12 protein-coding genes and 4 pseudogenes are annotated in these 21,154 nt (G+C 38.9%); 2 read left to right on the top strand and 14 right to left on the bottom strand.

Going from position 1 to position 21,154, the window contains the following annotated elements:
* Nucleotides 1–4 precede the first annotated feature (4 nt).
* From P4S71_RS11365 to P4S71_RS11345, 5 genes are all read right to left on the bottom strand, one after another.
* Nucleotides 5–631 (bottom strand): Pvc16 family protein, encoded by a 627-nt coding sequence (locus P4S71_RS11365; protein WP_007378999.1) that lies wholly within the window; start codon nucleotides 629–631, stop codon nucleotides 5–7.
* Nucleotides 609–2,594 (bottom strand): ATP-binding protein, encoded by a 1,986-nt coding sequence (locus tag P4S71_RS11360; RefSeq protein ID WP_337150681.1) that lies wholly within the window; start codon nucleotides 2,592–2,594, stop codon nucleotides 609–611. Before P4S71_RS11360 ends, P4S71_RS11365 begins: the two co-directional genes overlap by 23 nt.
* Before the next feature lies 1 nt (nucleotide 2,595).
* On the bottom strand, nucleotides 2,596–3,027 hold the full coding sequence (locus P4S71_RS11355) for a glycoside hydrolase family protein (RefSeq protein ID WP_007378997.1): 432 nt from the start codon (nucleotides 3,025–3,027) through the stop codon (nucleotides 2,596–2,598).
* A 2-nt stretch (nucleotides 3,028–3,029) separates the two neighbouring features.
* Nucleotides 3,030–3,572 (bottom strand): UpxY family transcription antiterminator, encoded by a 543-nt coding sequence (locus P4S71_RS11350; protein ID WP_008137321.1) that lies wholly within the window; start codon nucleotides 3,570–3,572, stop codon nucleotides 3,030–3,032.
* A 164-nt stretch (nucleotides 3,573–3,736) separates the two neighbouring features.
* Entirely contained in the window at nucleotides 3,737–4,300 is a 564-nt protein-coding gene (locus tag P4S71_RS11345; RefSeq protein WP_337151619.1) for an RNA polymerase sigma factor, read from the bottom strand.
* 805 nt (nucleotides 4,301–5,105) lie between these two features.
* Here P4S71_RS11345 and P4S71_RS11340 point away from each other — a divergent pair.
* On the top strand, nucleotides 5,106–6,203 hold the full coding sequence (locus P4S71_RS11340) for an ISAs1-like element ISPsesp1 family transposase (RefSeq protein WP_096792602.1): 1,098 nt from the start codon (nucleotides 5,106–5,108) through the stop codon (nucleotides 6,201–6,203).
* 599 nt (nucleotides 6,204–6,802) lie between these two features.
* Nucleotides 6,803–7,638: pseudogene (locus P4S71_RS11335) on the top strand (mechanosensitive ion channel family protein).
* A 707-nt stretch (nucleotides 7,639–8,345) separates the two neighbouring features.
* Here the strand turns inward: P4S71_RS11335 and tldD are convergent.
* The 9 genes and pseudogenes from tldD to P4S71_RS11290 form a co-directional block, all read right to left on the bottom strand.
* Nucleotides 8,346–9,785 (bottom strand): metalloprotease TldD, encoded by a 1,440-nt coding sequence (gene tldD / locus P4S71_RS11330; RefSeq protein ID WP_007378598.1) that lies wholly within the window; start codon nucleotides 9,783–9,785, stop codon nucleotides 8,346–8,348.
* Nucleotides 9,782–10,621: a carbon-nitrogen hydrolase family protein gene (locus P4S71_RS11325; RefSeq protein ID WP_337150680.1), complete on the bottom strand. Its 840-nt coding sequence runs from the start codon at nucleotides 10,619–10,621 to the stop codon at nucleotides 9,782–9,784. The genes tldD and P4S71_RS11325 overlap by 4 nt, the downstream gene beginning before the upstream one ends.
* Nucleotides 10,618–14,473, bottom strand: a pseudogene (locus P4S71_RS11320) (YhdP family protein). The gene P4S71_RS11325 and the pseudogene P4S71_RS11320 overlap by 4 nt, the downstream one beginning before the upstream one ends.
* Nucleotides 14,473–15,944, bottom strand: a pseudogene (gene rng, locus P4S71_RS11315) (ribonuclease G). The pseudogenes P4S71_RS11320 and rng overlap by 1 nt, the downstream one beginning before the upstream one ends.
* Nucleotide 15,945: 1 nt before the next feature.
* Complete coding sequence (locus P4S71_RS11310; protein WP_008137331.1) at nucleotides 15,946–16,515, bottom strand: Maf family protein; 570 nt, start codon at nucleotides 16,513–16,515, stop codon at nucleotides 15,946–15,948.
* Nucleotides 16,516–16,995, bottom strand: coding sequence for a rod shape-determining protein MreD (gene mreD / locus P4S71_RS11305; RefSeq protein ID WP_007378603.1), 480 nt, complete (start codon nucleotides 16,993–16,995; stop codon nucleotides 16,516–16,518). It lies immediately after the preceding gene.
* A pseudogene (mreC, locus tag P4S71_RS11300) lies at nucleotides 16,988–17,829 on the bottom strand (rod shape-determining protein MreC). The gene mreD and the pseudogene mreC overlap by 8 nt, the downstream one beginning before the upstream one ends.
* A complete protein-coding gene (locus P4S71_RS11295; RefSeq protein WP_002958401.1) occupies nucleotides 17,829–18,872 on the bottom strand; it encodes a rod shape-determining protein in 1,044 nt (347 codons plus the stop codon). Before P4S71_RS11295 ends, mreC begins: the two are co-directional and overlap by 1 nt.
* A 134-nt stretch (nucleotides 18,873–19,006) precedes the next feature.
* Nucleotides 19,007–21,049, bottom strand: a complete 2,043-nt coding sequence (locus P4S71_RS11290; protein ID WP_337150679.1) for an SUMF1/EgtB/PvdO family nonheme iron enzyme — start codon at nucleotides 21,047–21,049, stop codon at nucleotides 19,007–19,009.
* Between the last annotated feature and the right edge of the window lie 105 nt (nucleotides 21,050–21,154).

The raw sequence follows: 21,154 nt of genomic DNA, 5'->3' as shown, positions 1-21,154 counted from the left end.
TAAATTAAGCTTTGTTATCTAAGAGTTTATTAATTTCTTTTACTATTGGCAGTTGTACTGGCTCAAATACTGGCATAGGCAAAGAGAGCGTATAGAGAATGGTTGCTTTAGGCGTACTCCCGAGTGCCTGCCATACTTGCCCTGTTACTTTTTCACTGTACTCATTACCGAATATTTGGCTGCGGATACCATAAGGTGATATATCAATTTGTTGTGCGAGTAGTAACTCTTCAGGTAGAAAATCGTACCGTCCTATACCTGCAATTAAATAGCCCATGATCAAATGCTCTATCGCAGCGCTTTGCTGTGGGTTTTTACTCCAAACGGTTAGCATATAAGTCAATGACACAAATTTAGGCTCAATGAATCGTGTACGGTGAGTTTGCGTAAAATTTATTTGCGTACGAGGTGGCTCACTTTGACGACGCTGAATATCTTCAGTTATACCAACTAAATAACAATTTATTGCGGGGTCGCTGCCTAAACCAGTAGTAAATTCATTATCTGGCGCTTGAAAGCTCAATACAATAGAAGTATCTACTACATCATCGTTATTATTGAGCGATAAAACTTTGTCTTTAATAAACGAATCAAGTGCCTGTTGTACTTTATAAATTAAGGTTGCGTCCATTGTGCCCTCCCGTTAACCACGTTGATAAAGATTGCTGGGTCATAAAGCCGGCATGTTGTTTTGAGAGTTCTCTATGTAATGCATTGGCAATCTCGGCTCGACTAATCAACTTTTTGTCAGCGATCAAACTTTGCAACAATGCCATTTCGCAGATATTGATTATTTGCGCAGCACTGAGCTCAAACAATGCTGCAAGTTGGCTAATGCCTTGGCATAAATCACTATCTGCATTGGTGCTTAAATTACGCTGCCAAATATCAACGCGCTGCTGTTTATCAGGTAAAGTAAACTCAATTACCCCTTGAAAGCGACGTAAAAATGCCTCATCAAGGTTACTTTTAAAGTTAGTACTTAGTAACAACAAGCCCGTGTAGTGTTCCATACGTTGAAGTAGGTAACTTACGCCCATATTGGCGTTTTTATCATGGCTTGACTCTACCTCGCTGCGTTTTGCAAAAATCGCATCTGCTTCGTCAAACATGAGTACCGCATTATATTTCTGAGCTGAATCAAATAGCTTAGCTAAGTGCTTTTCAGTTTCACCTATCCATTTACTGGCAATATTGGCCAAATTAACTATGTACAGTGGTAGTTGCAATTCACCTGCAATGGCTTCTGCGGCCATAGATTTACCAGTGCCTGGTTTACCCCAAAATAGCGCTTTACATCCTTGATTAAAACTAGGTAGACGCTGTTGTAATGAAGCTTTAAAATTAATTCTGGCGATTAACTCCTGCAATTGCACCGTAATTTTGTCATTCAATATCATGTCGTCGAGGGTAAAGCGCGCTTGACACAATTTAGCTAGTTCATCGCAGTGTTGACTTTGCGCTGAAAAACACAGCGCTTGCAATGTTTCCCAGTAATCTTGTTCATCACTTTTATCTGCCTTAGCATTGTTTGCTAGCTGCTTCATATGAGGTAACGCTACGGGATATTTAGCCACCAACTGCTGAGCTTGGGCTTTATCTAAATGCGTATGTTGCTCGCTATTACATAACGACAACCAAGCCTCTTTTAATTGTGACAAATTTGGTACTTGTACTTTAATTTTTAATGATTGCGTAAATACCTCGTCAAACCAGGGGCTAGCTGTTGTTGTTATTAACGCCAATTTTGTACATTGCTCAACTAGAGTATTTAATTGAATTAAGTTGTGTTGTAACAAGCTACCAATTTCGGGCCAATACAATAATACTGGTTGCGTTTGAGCTATGAGCTGTAAGCAGGCAAATTCATGCGCTAAATGAGATATGTTGAAACCATTGTTTGGCTCTGCTACATAGTGTGCCAACGTGGTATCGCACCGTAATGCCAACTGCTGAGTATACCAGGCGGTTATTTCATCATTTTCACTGTCGATAATAAGTAATGATTGAGCTGCAACCTCTTCTGGTAAACTAAAACAACTATCAAATACTGGGTCCTGCGCCGTGTCTACTAAAGTAAAGAAACTAAGGTAATCACAGCTTGTAGTACCACATTGCAAAAATTCATGTAAATAAGGGGCAATATTCACTGCGCTTTGTAAACCTATACTCTCATTTGTTAGGTATATTAACCCCCATTTAAACAATGCTGATTTAGGGCCAAATTCTGCTATGGTGTTGTATTTATTTAAAGATTCGTCCACTAATGTTACTAACTTATCTAAACTCAATGTTGGCCCTTGCTCAAACCAACTTAATCCTAAAAATGGGGCTATTACGTCTGGATCTTGAACTTGAATATAAACAAGTGCTAGCAACTTAGTTTCAGAATGAGACAACGAAAATAAATCAGTAAGATGGTTAAACCGTGGCATAAAAATTAGTTTATTTAACTGCTCATGTAGCTCTTTAACAGTATCACTTAGATGTTCATCTTGTGCTTTTAGCGCACTACCAAACTGATAGAGATGATAAGCAACTCGCCGCTCTTGCTCTGAATGAGGCACTTGTAATTGAGGTATAATGGCACTCATATCACTCTCCTAGAGCCATTTTTTGTGCCAGCTCATCAGCTCTCACTCCAACCTGCTTAGCCCATCTAGAGTCAAGCATTTCAGCCGCTGCTAAAGGGTAATTTTTATCTTCCAGTGCCCTGAGCATATTTTTAAACTTACATAGCCCTGCAACCCCAAGATTAAACGCCATATCTAGCAAAATAATCTTTTTAGTTTCATTCAATAATTTGAAAACGCGAATATGCACTGCAACCTGTGCTATAACATTATTAATGTCATTGTTTAATAGGTAATCTACCTCATCCAATGACAAACCTTTATCTTCTAAGTTACGGCCAATACCGATCGTTAATTTTCCTTCGGTACATCTATATGGTTTTAATGATAACCCCTCATAACGCAATAATTGGGCTTTCAGCGTTTGTATATTTGTTTCACTTAGATACGCCATAATTAAACCTCAACAATCGGTTTCAATAGCATTTCAGGTAAAGTTAGCATCATACTTTGCGCTAATCCCTCGACTTCAATTGCGACTAATTGTTGATTACGTCGCTCAACCAGAATACCGCAATACCCTTGTAAACTACCGCTAACAATTTCCACTTTAGTTCCTACTAGCAAACGATTAGACAGCACTTCAACCACTTTACCTGTAGATATAAAACGTTGAATTTTTTTCATTTCTTGCTGAGAAATCACAGCTGGTAGATTATTAAATTTAATATATGAAACGAAACCTGGTAGGCGTTTTAACTGTTGAAATTCATTACCGTCAATATAAACAAATACGTATGATTTAAATAACGGTACGCTTACCACTTTGGTTCGGTCACTCCATTGGCGGGCCTGATCTATTAAAGGCAAAAATGCTTCACAATCACTTTGCAAAAGATTGACCTGTACAGCAAATTTTTTCTCACTATTGGCTTTGGTATAAACCACAAACCACTGCCTTTCATTTTTCATATTAATGCTCCAGCCAAGCTCCGCCACATCAATCCCAGCTAAGGTGATGCGAATGTTCGATTTAAATTTGGGTATCTTGGTCAGATACCCCGTTATTTGAATAACGGGGTATTCATCTGTTTGTGAAAAAGATTTTTTAAATTATTTTGTGGTTACAAGCCAAGAAAAACCGATGACCTGAACATGAGGGCTTATACATACTGTAATGCACTTAGTTTCTTACGAGCCAATTGCACACGCTTTCTTGCATTTTCTTGGCTAATTTGTAATTGGTTTGCTATTTCTGAGTACTCCATTTCATAAATAAATTTATACTGGATCACTTGCTTTAAATCATTAGGCAAATCATTAATGGCATCCATCAACTTCTGATATAGGTGAATACGTTCATACTCACTTTCCAATGTTTGTGACCGGCTCTCCGTAAAATAAAACTGTGTTGAGGAGCTGTTGGCTTGTTTCACTAAATCGCTTTCTTTACTATTTAAGCGATGTATATCCATACAGATGTTATGGGCTATCCGACAAAGCCAAGCAAACATGTTTTCTATTTGAGAGCTGTCTTGTATATAAACTTTAAGCGCTTTTTCACACGCTTGTGCCATGGCGTCTTCAACTCGATCTTGGTCGCTATATAACCATTTATAGCAACAAGCCCGCACTCGTTTTTCATAATCTGACCAAATAACCCAAAACTTTAGGTGGGGATTAGTTTCAAGCTGAACGCTTGAATGGGAACTCCTTGATAAAAACATCATCTCTCCGCTTTAAATTGAATTTACGAAGCGATGACGTAGAACCAAGAGTTATGTGAACAAAAATAAAACAAAAGAAAAACAAAAAAATAACAATATGTAGTTATTTATCATTATCCGGTGTTTTTCTTACTTGTCTGTATTTAAGGAAATAATAGTATTACTTTTTTGATTCGTGTCTATTACAAAGCATTACAACAAAAAAGCGCCAATATATTGCAAGGTAGAGGAGTGATAAAAACTAATAATCGCTTTTATTACTGTATGTAGTTTTAATTATTAGAATAGCGTTATAAATTAAAGTCTGTGAACTTAAACCTCATCAAATAAAACTGCACTGACAAAAAATTAGCAGTTCTAGTCTCAATAGGACGGTTCAATACCTTCTAACTTATAAGTAGTTGTTTTGTTATTTCCGACTTATAAAATATGGGTTAAATGGAACTTATGAAGTAAAGGGAAAGTACTTAGTGAAATAAATTTAATGCTTGATAAGTATTCTAATTCTATATTGCGCGTACTTAAATAAAAGCCGGAAATACGTATCTAGCAGCTTGTCTTATCGATTAAAACCACAATACCCATCTTCACTTGAAATGCGTGCTTCACACTAAATTATCTATAGGATCTGGACTATTCCACCACGGTACATCTAATTTACTCTCGATAAAATACAAGCAAAGGCATTATTGATGTTAAATAGCCTTTAATACCAACTGACATAAGTACCCAGGGCGGGATCACACTTTGTAAATAAACAAATTTTATGATCTAATACCATAAATTTAATCACCTTAAACTTATTATGTCACTCTTCTCACATTTAGAACTCGTCAAAGATAATCGTTCACATATAAATCAACACCATAACTTAGTTGATGTGCTTTTTCTTATTATTACTGCCGTTACATCAGGGTGTGAAAACTGGCAAGATATTGAAGTCTATGGCGAAAGTAAGCTTAATTGGTTAAGAGGATTTCGTTCTTTCAAAAATGGCATACCCACTCGACATAGTATTGCTCGGATTTTTAGAACCGTTGATACTGACTCATTACTACTCGCGATGTATAGCTGGGTCAATCAAAACCGCGTTAAATCAGCGCATCCTGTCATTGCCTTCGATGGCAAAACTATTCGCGGAGCAAGTAAACACATTGCTGATAAATTACACCTCGTCTCAGCATTTGATTGTGAGGCAGGTCTCACATTATTCCACCAAACAGTTGGCAGTAAGACGAATGAAATACCGGCAGTTCGGGATTTATTGAAAATACTCGATATCAATAACACCGTCATTACACTTGATGCTTTGCACTGCCAAAAAGAAACGCTAAAACAGCTAATTAGCAGACATGCAGATTATCTAGTGCAAGCAAAGGGTAATCAAAAGAAACTTTATAGCGCGATTCAAGATGCATTTACACACCAGTATGAATCTGAAAACTCAGAGATACTTAGTCATGTAACACAAGATGCAGGGCATGGGCGAAAAGAAGTACGCACGATAGATTGTCTTGATGCGCGTTTATTACCGAGTGAAATTAAAGAGAGCTGGCCATCAGTTAGGACAATCGTTGCGGTGCAGCGAGAGCGAACGAAGGGTAATAGAACGAGTATTGACACACATTACTACCTAACATCGTTGACAGACAATATATTGATAAGTAAAGCAATAAGACAACATTGGCTGATAGAAAATCAGCAACACTGGATACTGGATGTCGTATTTAAAGAAGATGCCTGTCAAATAAATGAGCCATTAAGTGCGCAACATATGGCACTATTTAGACGCGTCGTTAGGAACATGATAAAGCAGCATACGAAAAGCAAGGGGTCAATAAGAAGTAAGTGTGTAAGAGCTTGTTATGATGATGCTTTTAGAGAAGAACTTCTTTTTGGTTAACATTTTTAACAAAGTATGCTCGCGCCCTGCATAAGTACCGGTACAATTTAACGAATTACCCCTCTCCTAGCGTTGTTATAATTTTTATTTAAAACAACTAGATATAAAAAATATTACCTAGTCTTTAAGTATTAAAATTTATTTAACCTAGGGCTGCACATGTTTGGTATTTATACTGCTTTATCGCCTATTGATGGGGGTAACCGCACAACATAGGCTAACCCTTACCTAAAAGATAAACAGACTCTAGTTATAGTGCAATTTACCTATCGTTAAATAGACCTCATATCTAAATAACCTGAACTCTGGATAATAAATTTATCTCAAGCAGTTGTTTTCAGCGCTAACTGCGTTTAATTTACTGAAATCTCTAGCTAGAGAGAAATAAACTTAAATATCACTATAGTTCAATATGTTAGTAAATCTCTTAACCAGAGTTCAAGTAGAGTAGGTTGGTTTAACCATTGAAAATTACTGATAAAAACGAATACTCCTTAGCATTAATTTGCTAAAGGGTTTTTATTTGCGTTAAATTAGCCCATTGGCAAAATAAATCAATAAACTGGTCGTGTTTATCAACTTTAAACCATTAGGAATTTATGACTAAAGATATATTACTGCATCCGTTTCTTCTCTCACTAATAATGTTAACAATTGCATTTGTGCTTAAGATACTTGTCGATAAGTTAGCAAAAAGTCGCGCTGAGAAAAAAGAAAAAGATATTCGCTACATCGCGCATAATATTAAGCACTTTATTAACTTTGTAATGGTGATATCACTTCTCTTTGTGTGGTCTACAGAGATTCAAAACTTTGCACTTTCTATTGCCGCCTTTGCTGTGGCGATTGTACTTGCAACGCGTGAATTTATTCAGTGTGTAATAGGCTTTTTTACCTAGTAACAACACGCCCGTTTAGAGTGGGTGATTGGATACAAGTTGGTGATTACTTTGGTGAAGTTGCTGAAACCGATTGGATTAAAACGACCATGCATGAAATTGATATACATACTTATCAATTTTCGAGAAAAACCATATACATACCAAACAATAAGCTAATTACCAGCTCGATTAAAAACTTAAACTTTGTAAAACGCTTTGTTACACACCATTTTATTATTGTCCGAAGAGAGAGCTTTAACCCGTACCCTATTCACGACACATTGACCGAACAGGCTAAGCTGTACTGCGAAGAGTTTCAAGAAGTAGCAAGCCGCTATAATTCGATGATTGAGCGTAAACTTGATGCAAAAATATCTGGCCCAGAGCCTGTAATTCACTTTGGTACAACCGATTTAGGTGAGTTTAAAGCAAGCTTTACCTTGTTTTGTCCTACAGAAAAAGCGCTTGAGATAGAGCACAAATTAACAGAGTGCTTTTTTGCGTTATGGTATAAAGAGGCTGAAAAAACTAAAGGGGATGAGGGAGAAGTATAAACCTCACCTACACAGAGTAAAAATACAAATTGTAGGTGCGAATTTATTTCGTGCTCTATTTCTGAGCTTATATTTAAAAAGCGAGGTGTAAAACCTCACCTACACAGAGTAAGCATGCAAATTGTAGGTGCGAATTTATTTCGCGCTCTATTTCTGAGCCTATATTTAAAAAGCGAGGTGTAAAACCTCACCTACCCAGAGTAAGCAGGCAAATTGTAGGTGCGAATTTATTTCGCGCTCTATTGCGTGAGCGTATATTTAAAAAGCGAGGTGTAAAACCTCACCTACACAGAGTAAAAATACAAATCGTAGGTGCGAATTTATTTCGCGCTCTATTACGTGAGCGTATATTTAAAAAGCGAGTGTAAAACCTCACCTACACAGAGTAAGAATGCAAATTGTAGGTGCGAATTTATTTCACGCTCTATTACGTGAGCGTATATTTAAAAAGCGAGGTGTAAAACCTCACCTACACAGAGTAAGAATGCAAATTGTAGGTGCGAATTTATTTCGCGCTCTATTACGTGAGCGTATATTTAAAAAGCGAGGTGTAAAACTTCACCTACACTGAGTAAGAATGCAAATTGTAGGTGCGAATTTATTTCGCGCTCTATTTCTGAGCCTATATTTAAAAAGCGAGGTGTAAAACCTCACCTACAATAAACATCAGCACGTAGGTGCGAATTCACTTCGCGCTTGAGTAATATTTAAGCTGTACCACCGACCGTTAACTGATCAATTTTAAGGCTTGGTTGGCCCACGCCTACCGGTACGCTTTGACCATCTTTACCACACACACCCACACCTTTATCAAGTGCTAAGTCGTTACCAACCATAGATATTTGCTGCATTACTTCTGGGCCATTACCAATAAGCGTTGCGCCTTTAATTGGCTGAGTAATTTTACCGTTTTCGATTAAATACGCTTCTGATGCGCTAAATACAAACTTACCTGAGGTTATATCAACTTGTCCGCCGCCAAAGTTAGGCGCGAATACCCCTTTTTTAACACTACTGATAATATCGGCTTGGCTGTGCTCACCACCTAACATGTAGGTATTAGTCATGCGAGGCATTGGTAAATGTGCATACGACTCACGACGTGCGTTTCCGGTAGGATTTACACCCATTAAACGCGCGTTTAGCTTATCTTGCATATAGCCTTTTAAAATACCGTTTTCGATTAGCACGTTGTAAGCCGCTGGTGTACCTTCGTCATCTACGTTAAGTGAACCTCGACGGTCAGCCATTGTGCCATCATCAACAACAGTACACAGCTCAGATGCTACTTTTTGGCCCACTTTACCACTAAACGCAGACGCGCCTTTACGGTTAAAGTCGCCTTCAAGGCCGTGCCCTACCGCTTCGTGTAAAAGCACGCCAGGCCAACCATTACCAAGTACAACTTCCATCGTGCCTGCAGGTGCATCAATAGCTTCAAGATTTACTTTAGCTTGGCGTACCGCTTCTTCTGCAAACTCCATCCAACGCGGTTTACCATCAACAAGCTCTTTAAAATAGCCATAATCTAAACGTGCACCACCGCCTGCGCCGCCGCGTTCACGGCGACCATTTTTTTCAAGCAGTACTGAACAGTTTAAGCGAATAAGTGGGCGAATATCGGTAGCAAACGTGCCATCACTTGCCGCGATTAATACTTCTTCGTATACCGCAGACATTGAGCTAATTACTTGCTCTGCATCGGGTGCTAATTCACGAATGTAGTTTTCAAGTTCGCGTAATAAATTAACCTTGTCGGTATCGCTCATACTCGAAATTGGTTGATGCGGTGCAAACTGCTCTTTAGCTTTAACATCGCTAAATACTTTAATTGCTCTATCTTCGCCAGCATCGGCAATGCTACGCGCTGCTGTTGCCGCTTTATTTAGCGCTTCAAGGTTTATTGCATCAGAGTAAGAAAAACCTGTTTTTTCGCCGCTTACAGCACGTACACCAACACCACGTTCAACGTTATAAGAACCTTCTTTAACTAAGCCGTCTTCAAGCACCCACGATTCGTGGTGGCTTGATTGAAAATATAAGTCAGCGTAATCCACTTTATGCTGATGTATGTAAGCGAGCGTTTTTTCGAGCTCTTCTCTATTTAGCAGGCTGTCGTGTAGTAAATGCTGTTCAACCGAATTCATAATAAATGCTCTCTAAATCGTTGATGAGACTGCACGGGCATATCTCGTCTAATTTTTTGTAACTGGTCTAAATCTGCGTGGCAGCTTATAAAACCGGTGCCTGTTGGCAATTCGCTCAGGGTATTACCCCAAGGTGAAATAATAATACTGTGACCATATGTTTGTCGGCCATTTTCATGTGTACCGTGTTGAGCCGCTGCAACTACATAGCATTGTGTTTCTATTGCGCGAGCTGCTAATAGCGGTTGCCAGTGTGCTTGCCCTGTAACGACTGTAAATGCACTCGGGACTAAAATAATCTCCGCGCCTTGGCGAGCTAGATCATTGAACAAGCCACTAAAGCGCAGATCATAACATACTGTTAAACCTATTTTACCAAAGGGAGAATCAACCACCACCACATCGCTACCTGCTTGGGTAAAATCTGATTCTCGATAGCTACCTGTTTTATCATCTACGTTTACATCAAATAAATGTATTTTGTTGTACGTTGCAACAAGCTCGCCTTGATTATTGAGCAAGTGCGACGCTGCATGATATTTATGTTCATTAAATGGCTCTGGCATTGTGCCTGCATTTAACCAAATATTATGGTGTTGGCACAGTTCACTAAGTTGTAGTTTGTATCTCTCAACCTGCTTAGCAACAAGTAAAGTATCGCTGCCACTTTTACTAAACACTAAAAAAGCCTCAGGCAAACAAACAAGTAATGGCCTTGTTGCTGGAAGTGTTTTAAGTGCGCGTTTTAAGTTTGCTATGTTGTCATCAGGGTTTAGCCCTGAGCACATTTGTAGAGCAACTATTGTGGGTGTGCTTATGCTTGCTGTTTTGTTCATTGCGTTGCTGTTACTTGTGCATCTTTAAGTTTTAAATCGACTGATGCTTGTGGCTGATTTTGCGCAGCTTGAGGTAGCGTAACTTCACGACTTTTTCTGTCGAGTTCTTGCACAACAGGATCGTTCATTTTACCCGTTACTTTAAAGTTGATCTCTGAGATGACGCGCGCTGAATGAATAACCTTATCAAGGGCTAACGCAGCAAGCCCCGTGACAGGGTTGACCATCCATGCAACTATAACCGGAATACTTGAGGTTACCTGTGGCGCTACAGCAAGGTCATAATCTATATCAAGCGTGTTTAAATTTGCATAACCTTTAATAGTTAAATCGGCGGGCACGCCGTCCATTTTGGTATCTTTAGTGTAAGCAATACCGTTTTCTAACTGCATAGAGCCTTGCATACTGTTATAAAAAAGCCCTTTGAAAAGACATCTCTAAAATCAAGTTTTAGCTTACGTACTAATGAATCAAGACTCAGTAACGAAAATACGCGTGCACCACCATCGCTGATTTCAGTTAAATGACCTTCGCCTAAATCCCACTCAATTTCACCACTTAGACTCGCAACATCAAAGTCATAAGGGGCCGCTTGCCATGCTAGGCTATAGTTAATATTTGCTTTAGAATCTTTAATAGCCGTAGTGATATCAAACTCATTGAATAAAGAACCGATGTCATCACTTTTTAACTCTCCTGAAAACTCCGTTAAGCCGTTTTCCCACTGTCCTTTAGTGCGCAGTACATGATCGCCTTTATCAACCACCAGTTCTGAAATTAAGAGTCGCTTTCCATCACCTAATAACGAAGCGCTTACCTTATCGAGTTGATAGCGTGCAATTTTACAATCACCACATTCAAACTCTATGGCCGGTAGTTTTGTTAACCAACTTAAATCAGCTATGGGTAATACGTCGGCCACTTCAAACTCTGGCTTAATTTTTTCAGCAAAATTAAGCCTTAAGTAATCGGTATTAATTCGTATGGGCTGGCTCGGTTGAGAGGTTGGAATAAATACATCAGCACGCAACTCTTTAGCATTTAACTTCAAATATAAATCATTTTTAGAAGGTGCTAAACGCATTTCAAAATCATTAAATACAATGTTACTCACATTGATTTTTCCAATGCTTGCTACCACTTCATTTAACGGTGGCATAATGCCAGATGATTGATTTTCAGGGTTTGATCTGGCTGCATTGGTTATTTGCTCAATAAGATCAAGCCAAGGCGTTAGCTCTGTTTGCTCAAGATTGATATTTACACTTAAATCTTTTTGATTCAGCCCTAAATCCTGCCCACCTAATATAAAGTGTGCATTACTAAATTGCGGCTTACCGTTTTCTAATATGGCATTGAAATAAAATTGTTGATTGGCATTGGCTGTAATTAAATTTGAAATTTTATCGCCTTGCACAACAGCATCAAGTGCCCATATTTTATCACTCGTTTTACCATACGGTGCAGGTAAATCACTGATTAAACCAATCAGATCTGAACTAACTTGTGCACGATAATTAAAGCCTTGTTCAGTAAAATCAAGTACTACACCAATATCTACATCACTTTTCCCTTTCAGGTAATCTTTTAAAATACCTTGAGCGCTGTCGATAAGTGTTTCAGCATCTAGCTGAGCGCTTATATCTATATTTACACGATAATCTTCGTTATTACTTTTACTGTCGTAATTAATACTTAACGGCATCCCCAGCCACGTTGCAGTAGCATCTTTGAGGGTTATATCATCGTTTTTAAAGTGTAATTCACCATTTAAATCTTTAAGGTCAATTCCTGGAGTGGCGATATAAAGTGGCAAGCCGTTTAAGCCGACCGTTCCACTCACGCTTGCACCATCTTTAAACTTAGAGCCAACTAATAACTCAATGCTTGCATTAGCTTCTCCTTTGCCTTGAACAATACTAAATATTTCAGCAAGTGGGTTGGCAATCGGAGTGGCTGTAAAAAAGTCATGCAATTTTTCCATCGCTACTTTTTTATCTATTTGCACAATGAGTTCATCGGCGTCCATTAAATCAGCAATACTAACTTGTACGCTGTTACCCAAGTCTAAATTGACTAACTTACCTTGCTGGCTATAAATATCCATACGTTCATTGGCAAAATGTAATTGTACATTCGCATTTGTCACTGAAGGCCACTGTGGATCAAACTGGTACGTTGCGTTATCTATTTGCGCAAGTACATCAAATTGCCCTAACCCATCTGTAAATGGAAAGCTTGTAAGCGGGCCTGCAAACAGCACTTGGGCCTTCTTTATTTCTCCAGCTTTAATTGCGCCATTTAAGTAACTTACAAGCTCAGGGCTCATTGCTTTTAGCGGGAAGTAATGCCCTGCAATATTGGCATCTGGTGCAAATGCTTCTGCATATAAATCTAAACGAGGCGTATCCCCGAGGCTCAGCTGCATTTCAGCAGCAAGTGTTATTTCATTATTATCAAACCAAATTTCATCACTACTGATGTGCCAACCTTCTTTTCGATTTACTAAATCTAAATCGATATTAATTTGATTATATTGGATATCATTACTAAAGTTTTCGCCAGTAACAAGCGTGCCATTTTCGCCAAATAAGCTAATACGTCCGCTTGCTTGATTTACAAGACCACTTACTCTTAACCCTTGAGCAGCCGGTACTGAATCGAGCTCTTGCCAACCAATATTGTCAGCCTCAAACCATAGCTGCCACTGCTCAACGCTTTCAAAATTTAAATATGCTTGTTTAATCAAACCACTTGGTTCACGCTCTAAAAAAGGGGCTAAACCATTAAAATTAGTTAATCCAGCTAAATTATTTAGTAGCTCTAAATCAACTTGCTGTAACCATACTTTGTTTTGCGCATCTAGCTTTGCTTCAAACTCTAAACTTGGCCAAGCCTTGCTGTTACTAGCAAATGTTAAACCTGTACTTTTTAAGCGCCAACCATTTTGCTCTGGGTATAAATGAAATCCCCCTTCGCTTAAACTAACTTGTTGATTTTTTTCTTCATACTGCCAACGCACAAAGCTTGGTAACCATTGCACTTTTATATCGCTAAATAGCCCTTTTTCGAGCTTAAGCCAAGCTTGTAAATTTATATCACTGTGTAATTGCTGCTTTTCACTTGTTATGTATTGCGCTAACCAGTTAGATACATCTACTTTATTTGCTTGCACATACATATCACCAATTACCTTTTCCAAGGTCTTACCCGATAAAGCAATGCGCGCATCAAAATTACCAACTGAGATACCAGGCAATGCGAAGCTACCACTGCCTAGGTGTTTTTTATCTTCATTTTGCCAAGTAATATTTTTAAGCATTACTTTACGCTCTTTACCATCTTCAAGTATGAAGTTGACGCTTGAATTCTCAATAGCAAAATGCCCAGTTTCACCTAAAAAAAGACCTTCAATGAGTTCTTTTTGTTCAAAAGAAACTTCACCTTGCTCATTGCCATTAAATAAGTTGCCCACATTAACGCTGGTGTGAAAGCCACTAATAACAAAATAATTAGATTTTAACTGTAGCGTTTTTAAGCTTTCCCACAAATTAAGCTCTAAACTGGTTTTTGCGATGGTAAGAGAAATAGGAGCCGTTTCATTATCTTTAAAGGATAAATCTTCAAGAACCAAAGCGGGGCCACTACCCTGCCAACTTGCTGAAATAGAACCAATTGAAAGGCTGACATCAAATTTACTGTGTAAGTAAGTTTCAATATCGCCTTTATAGTCATTAGCATAAGGAAGTGTATATTTTAAAATAGAAACAATAACGGCCAGTAATACCAAAATTATGGCGCAGGTTTGCCATAACTTTCTAAAACAAAAAAACAGACCGCTTTTGCTTTCATTACATCATTACCACATCAAACTGTTCTTGGCTGTATAAACTCTCGGTTTGAATATGTACTTGCTTACCAATAAAAAGCTCAAGTTCCGCTAGGTTATGATATTCGTCATTAAGTAAAGATTCACTCACTGCTGGGGCAGCGTACACCATAAATTTATCGGCTGCGTAAGCACGATTAACGCGCACTATCTCGCGTAATATTTCATAGCACACTGTTTCAACTGTTTTTTGCGAACCACGACCTGAACATGCAGGACATACATCACATAAAATATGTTCTAGACTTTCGCGCGTACGCTTACGGGTCATTTCCACTAAACCGAGTGCAGAAAGACCATTTATATTCGTTTTGGTGCAATCTTTCGATAACGCAGATTCAAGCGAATGTAATACGCGGCGTTTGTGGTCTTCGCTTACCATATCAATAAAATCGATAATAATAATGCCGCCTAAATTACGTAGTCTGAGTTGACGGGCGATAGCCGAAGTAGCTTCTACATTGGTATTAAAAATAGTTTCTTCTAAATTACGATGGCCAACAAAAGCTCCAGTGTTTACATCAACCGTGGTCATCGCTTCGGTTTGATCAATAATGATATAACCGCCCGATTTTAAAGTTACTTTACGATGTAATGCTTTTTGAATTTCATTTTCGACATCAAACAAATCAAATATTGGGCGCTCACCTGGATAATACTCAAGTACTTTAGAAAGCTGTGGTACAAACTCATCAGTAAATAACTTAAGCTCTTGATAAGTCAATTTTGAATCGACACGAATACGCTCCATGTCTTCACCTACATAATCACGAAGCGTTCTGAACGCAAGTGTTAAGTCTTCATGTAAGATGCTCGCTTTACTTGTTTTTTTCTGCGAGATACTATTTTTTCCCATAACTTTCTTAAAAATTCAGCGTCGTGCCTTAGCTCAGCTTCGATTGCCCCTTCGGCTGCTGTACGCACAATAAAACTGCCATTTTCATCGCCATATTCCGCAACTATTTTTTTAAGGCGTGCACGCTCTTCTTCGGTTTCGATGCGTTGGCTAACTCCTACATGAGTAGCATCGGGCATAAATACTAAATAACGAGAAGGAATTGTTATATCTGTGGTGAGTCTTGCACCTTTAGTACCAAGCGGATCTTTAACCACTTGCACCATAATGTATTGACCTTGGCGAACTAACTCACGAATATCTTGTACTTTTTTTATCGGAGTGTCGTCAACGCCTTCTACAATTGATGCGCTGTTTACGATATCTGACGCATGCAAAAAGGCCGCTTTTTCAAGGCCTATATCAACAAAAGCAGCTTGCATTCCTGGTAATACACGACTTATTTTCCCTAAGTAAATATTACCAACAATACCGAGGTTGCCAATACGCTCAAGTTGAATTTCTTGTAATACACCGTTTTCTATTAAGGCAACACGGCTTTCGCTTGGTGTGACATTGATCAGTAATTCTGTACTCATGTTACCTTCTTAAGAATGCTTGTAATAATTGTTCGGTCTCATATAAAGGTAAGCCTACAACACAAAAATAGCTACCCGAAATATGAGTAACAAAGCGACCCCCTAAACCTTGTATTCCATAGCCACCGGCTTTATCTTGTGGTTCACCACTTAGCCAATATGCTTTTATTTCTTCATCGGTGAGGGTTTTAAACGTAACGTCAGTACTTACTACGCAACTAAGTATTTTATCTTTACTAGCAAATGCGATAGCCGTTAACACTTGATGTGTGTTACCTGATAAGCGCTTTAATGTTTGCGTAAAGTCAGCTTCATCACGAGGCTTACATAAAGACTCGTTATCAATAACAACCACTGTATCACTACCAAGCACCGGTCGGTCGGTATAGCCAAGCTCAACACCTAAGCTTGCCTTTAAACGCGCTAAACGCTCTACATAATTATGCGGCTGCTCATTAGGCAACTGGCTTTCGTCTGCATCAACACTAAATTGCGAAAACTCGATGCCTAACTGATTTAGTAATTCTTTACGGCGGGGAGAGGCTGATGCCAAATACACTGAGGTAGTCATTTACCTGATCCTAAAATGTCTGCGGTACTTACGAAGTAATGAAAATACCCAAAACCAACTCACCATACCGGTAAGCACTGGCCATAAATATTGTGGATTAAAATAAACACCGAGTAAAAAGTGATTTAACCAAAACTGCATTAAATGATAAAGCGTTAAAAACAAACCAATTAATAAGCTTTGCTGCCAAAGCGAAAAATTACGAATTTTTTGGAAATTGCTTGCAGTTACAAAAATACAAATCGAATAAGTCAGTGAATTCACACCAAGTGGCGAACCAGAAGCTAAATCAATTAATAAGCCAACCACCCATGCTGTAGCAATATTTAAACGATGCGGTAATGCAAGTGACCAATACATCAAAACAAGTAATACCCAATCAGGGCGAAATGGTTCAAACGAAAAAGGTAATGGCATTAACGCCATAACTAAGGCAAAAAATATGCTCAACCCTATTAACAATGAATAACGGCTAATCATTATTTAGACGCTCCTGCTTATTGCGCCACAAAATAACTAATAAACGAATACGATCTAGCTGAGCAATTGGCTCGGCATATACTTGAGCAAATGGCTGACCTTCATCTCGGTTAATTTCAGTTACAACAGCCACGGGGTAGCCTTCTGGGAATGTGCCGCCTAAACCTGACGTAACGAGTACATCGCCAATACGCACATCTAAGCTATGTGGCACATGCGAGAGTTTAACGACATTAATTTTACCAATGCCTTCGACCACGGTGCGCACATCATTACGTAAAATACGTACCGGCGTAGCATGCGTGGTGTCTGTCATTAGCAATACCCGTGATGTCGTCGATCCTACTTTAGTAAGTTGCCCTACCACTCCCATTTCATCAATAACGGCTTGCCCCTCACTGAGTTCATCGGTTGTACCACGATTAATTACCACTTGGTGACTATATGGATTTGAATGAACTGAAAGCACTTGCGCAATAATTTTACGATTAGACTGCTTTGCCGATGAGCCAAGTAAGGCACGAAGTTTTTGATTTTCTCTGGCTAAGAATTGATATTGCTGAAGTTGCTCACTTTGTAACATTTGCTTTTTTTAAGCGCTTCGTTTTCAGTAAGAAGTTGATCCCGTGTATGCAGGCTTTTGGCACTAAAACTAAAAAGTTCGTATGGTAAATTAGCAACATAAATTAACGGGCTAACGAGGGTATTGAGGCTAGTACGAACAACCGTACCACCTTGTGTGTATCTATCACCAATTATGAGTACGATACTCAAAAACACTGCGACAAAAAGTCGCAGTTGTAAGGAGACGGCTCGTCCAAACATTAATTTCATTAATCGTAACTAAAAACATCACCACCATGAACATCGATCATTTCCAGCGCTTTACCACCGCCACGTGCAACACATGTAAGTGGATCATCGGCAACAACAACCGGAATACCCGTCTCTTCCATCAATAAACGGTCCAAATCTTTTAGCAATGCACCGCCGCCAGTCAATACCATTCCGTGCGCAGAAATATCTGACGCAAGCTCTGGTGGAGACTGTTCTAGTGCAACCATAACTGCACTTACAATACCCATTAATGGCTCTTGTAGCGCTTCTAAGATTTCGTGTGAGTTAAGTGTAAATGAACGTGGTACACCTTCAGCTAAATTACGGCCACGTACTTCAATTTCGATTGGCTCGTCAGTTTTAAACGCAGAGCCAATTTGATGCTTAATGTTCTCAGCTGTTGCTTCACCAATTAAGCTACCAAAGTTACGGCGCACATAGTTAATAATCGCTTCGTCGAACTTATCGCCACCAATACGTACAGATGATGAGTAAACAACACCGTTAAGTGAAATAATAGCAACTTCAGTTGTACCGCCACCAATATCAACAACCATAGAACCGGTTGCTTCTGATACTGGTAAGCCTGCGCCAATAGCGGCTGCCATTGGTTCTTCAATTAAGTAAACTTCACGAGCACCGGCACCCATTGCAGATTCACGTATTGCTCGTTTTTCTACTTGAGTAGCACCACATGGAACACAAATTAGCACACGTGGACTTGGGCGCATAAAGTTATTGTTGTGCACTTGCTTGATAAAGTGCTGTAACATTTTTTCTGTTACATAAAAGTCAGCAATTACACCATCTTTCATTGGACGAATTGCTTTAATATTACCTGGCGTACGACCTAACATTTGCTTTGCTTCAGTTCCTACTGAGGCTACACTTTTAGGTCCACCAGCACGCTCTTGGCGAATAGCAACAACTGAAGGTTCGTTTAATACAATACCCTCTTCTTTTACATAAATTAGGGTATTGGCTGTACCCAAATCGATCGATAGATCGTTAGAAAAAATACCACGGAGTTTTTTAAACATGAGGCTGGATGACCTTTGAAATACGTTCTTATGTTAGCTGCCTTACTTTAACATGCTTAGTTATGTGAGCAATATAAAGCGCAGCTGCCTTTGTAAATTTGTGAAAAAAGGAAGCTAAGCTTCCTTCTTAAATTTTATCGTTCACGTACTAGACGAAAACCAATGTAATTAGATCTAAAATCAGGTGCTAAAATTAAGCGCGTTGAAGCACGAGCAAGACTTGGTGCAAAATTCCACGCCCCACCTCTTACTGCAATATCAGATTCACCTGATTCTTTATTGGTCCATTCCCATACATTACCTACGGTATCGTATAGTCCAAATGCATTCGGTGAAAAAGAACCAACTGGTGCAGCGCGCTTATTTGACCATTCACTACCACACCAACCACAGTTAGCTAAACCTTTACCAATTTCGTTACCCCAAGGGTATTCGGTTTCAGTACCGGCTCGTGCAGCATATTCCCATTCAACTTCATTAGGTAAACGAAATTGCTGCCCGGTTTGACCTGATAACCATTCTGCATACGCTTTAGCATCGTTATAGGTTAAGCATACAGCAGGAAAGTTACTATTTTGATCAAATCCTGGATTGCGCCAATTTAAGTTTGCTTCCCATACTGGTTCGCCATTTAAATAATATGCGCACCCTTTATTTTGCTCTGCTTGTGTTTTGTAACCGGTATTTGCTACAAATTTTTCGTAGGCTCCAACGGTCACTTCTCGACTTTGCATCGTAAATGAATTGGCGATCACTTTTTCAACAACCGGACGCTCATTCGCTAAACCATTGCCGTTAATATCGCCCATTTTAAACTTGCCTGCTGGAATAACAACAACAGCGGTCTGAACATTTTCATTTAATACATTTATATTTTCATTAACCTGACGGGTAGTCACTTCTGTTTGCTCACGAGTGTATGTCGGTGCAGCAATCGACTCAGGCTTTTTTACTAAATTTACATGAATAGTCTGTGCTTTATTTAAATCTACACGCGCTTGGTAGGGCTTGTAACCCAGCTTACGCACTTCTACATTATGAACTCCACGCGGTAAACTAGTTACTAAACGAGTAGAACCAAAACTAACACCATCAATAAAAACTTCGTCGTCGTACACATTAGAGCGAAGCGTTAACTCTACCTGTTTATTGTTATCATTTGTGGTAATTACACGATTATTGCTAGCAACAGGTTTCATTGTGTAATTACTTACTGACGGCTCATCTAAACGAGATACCTGAACTGTTGCGCTATTATCCGCGCTATTACTGAATGTTAACTGACTATCTGAAAAAGTAGTGCCATAAGCTGGCTGATACACAGCGGTAAGTGGTGTCCCATACTCAGAACAATAATGGTTATCAACACTTAGTAAGTTACATAAACGACTGCTGTTGACTTCACCACGCATTGTGACGCTTAAATTAACGTTGTAATTACCTTGCCCACTAAATGCGCTGCTCACTACATGACTACTTAAAATTTGTACTTGAGCGCCCGCCATATTACGTTTTGGCTCTACTAAGCGCTCTTCCGTTAAGTTGGCAAAAATTTGGTCTACAAAACGTTTTGTTGCTTTTTGTAAGCCCATTTGTTGGCCGCGTTGTTCACAAGCTGCAAGTGTTTCGGTGCGTTTACAGTTAATTGTATGATTAACTTCTAGCGTACCCTCGCGCGTAAACTCATTACGTAAACGTTCAACTCGCGCTGTTGTTAGTTGCTCTTTTAAACTCTCTAAGGTGTTTAGTAACGTATGCTTAGCAACACGGATCTGTTCAATGTCTTTACGGTGGGATGCAATTGCCGCCAACTGCATAGAAATATCGTCTTTATTTTGCTTGTGATCAACCACCGCTTTTTGATAACGCGACTGAGTTGTACTGATATCTAACGTAGGATCGTCAATTAAGCGACGATACATTTCGTTCATTGCGTCAAGTGCTTGGTTTTTTTCTTTATCTAATTCAGTTGAACGAGAACGAAGTAACTCCAGTTGAGTTTGTAACTGATTTTCTTCTTTAAGATGTTTATCAAGTATTCTTGTCGAGTTATCGTATTCTGTTTGTTTAATACTAATTTCTGACTCAATTCCAGTTACAGTTGCTGTATCTTGTGCAAATGCACTACTAGCTAACAAACTAGCTGAAATTAACAGAGATAAAGGAGTAATTCGCATATATTCCAGTCCCAAAAAGCGGCAATTATTTGGTCGTTATTATTTTTTATAATTAAAGCCTTATGCTATGTACTTGCAGCACAAAATACAAGCTTTGTTCAATTA

Source organism: Pseudoalteromonas sp. B62, assembly GCF_037162565.1.
GTDB lineage: Bacteria > Pseudomonadota > Gammaproteobacteria > Enterobacterales > Alteromonadaceae > Pseudoalteromonas > Pseudoalteromonas fuliginea.
Note: the sequence above shows the minus strand (reverse complement) of the source record. Positions and strands in the feature narration are given on the sequence as shown.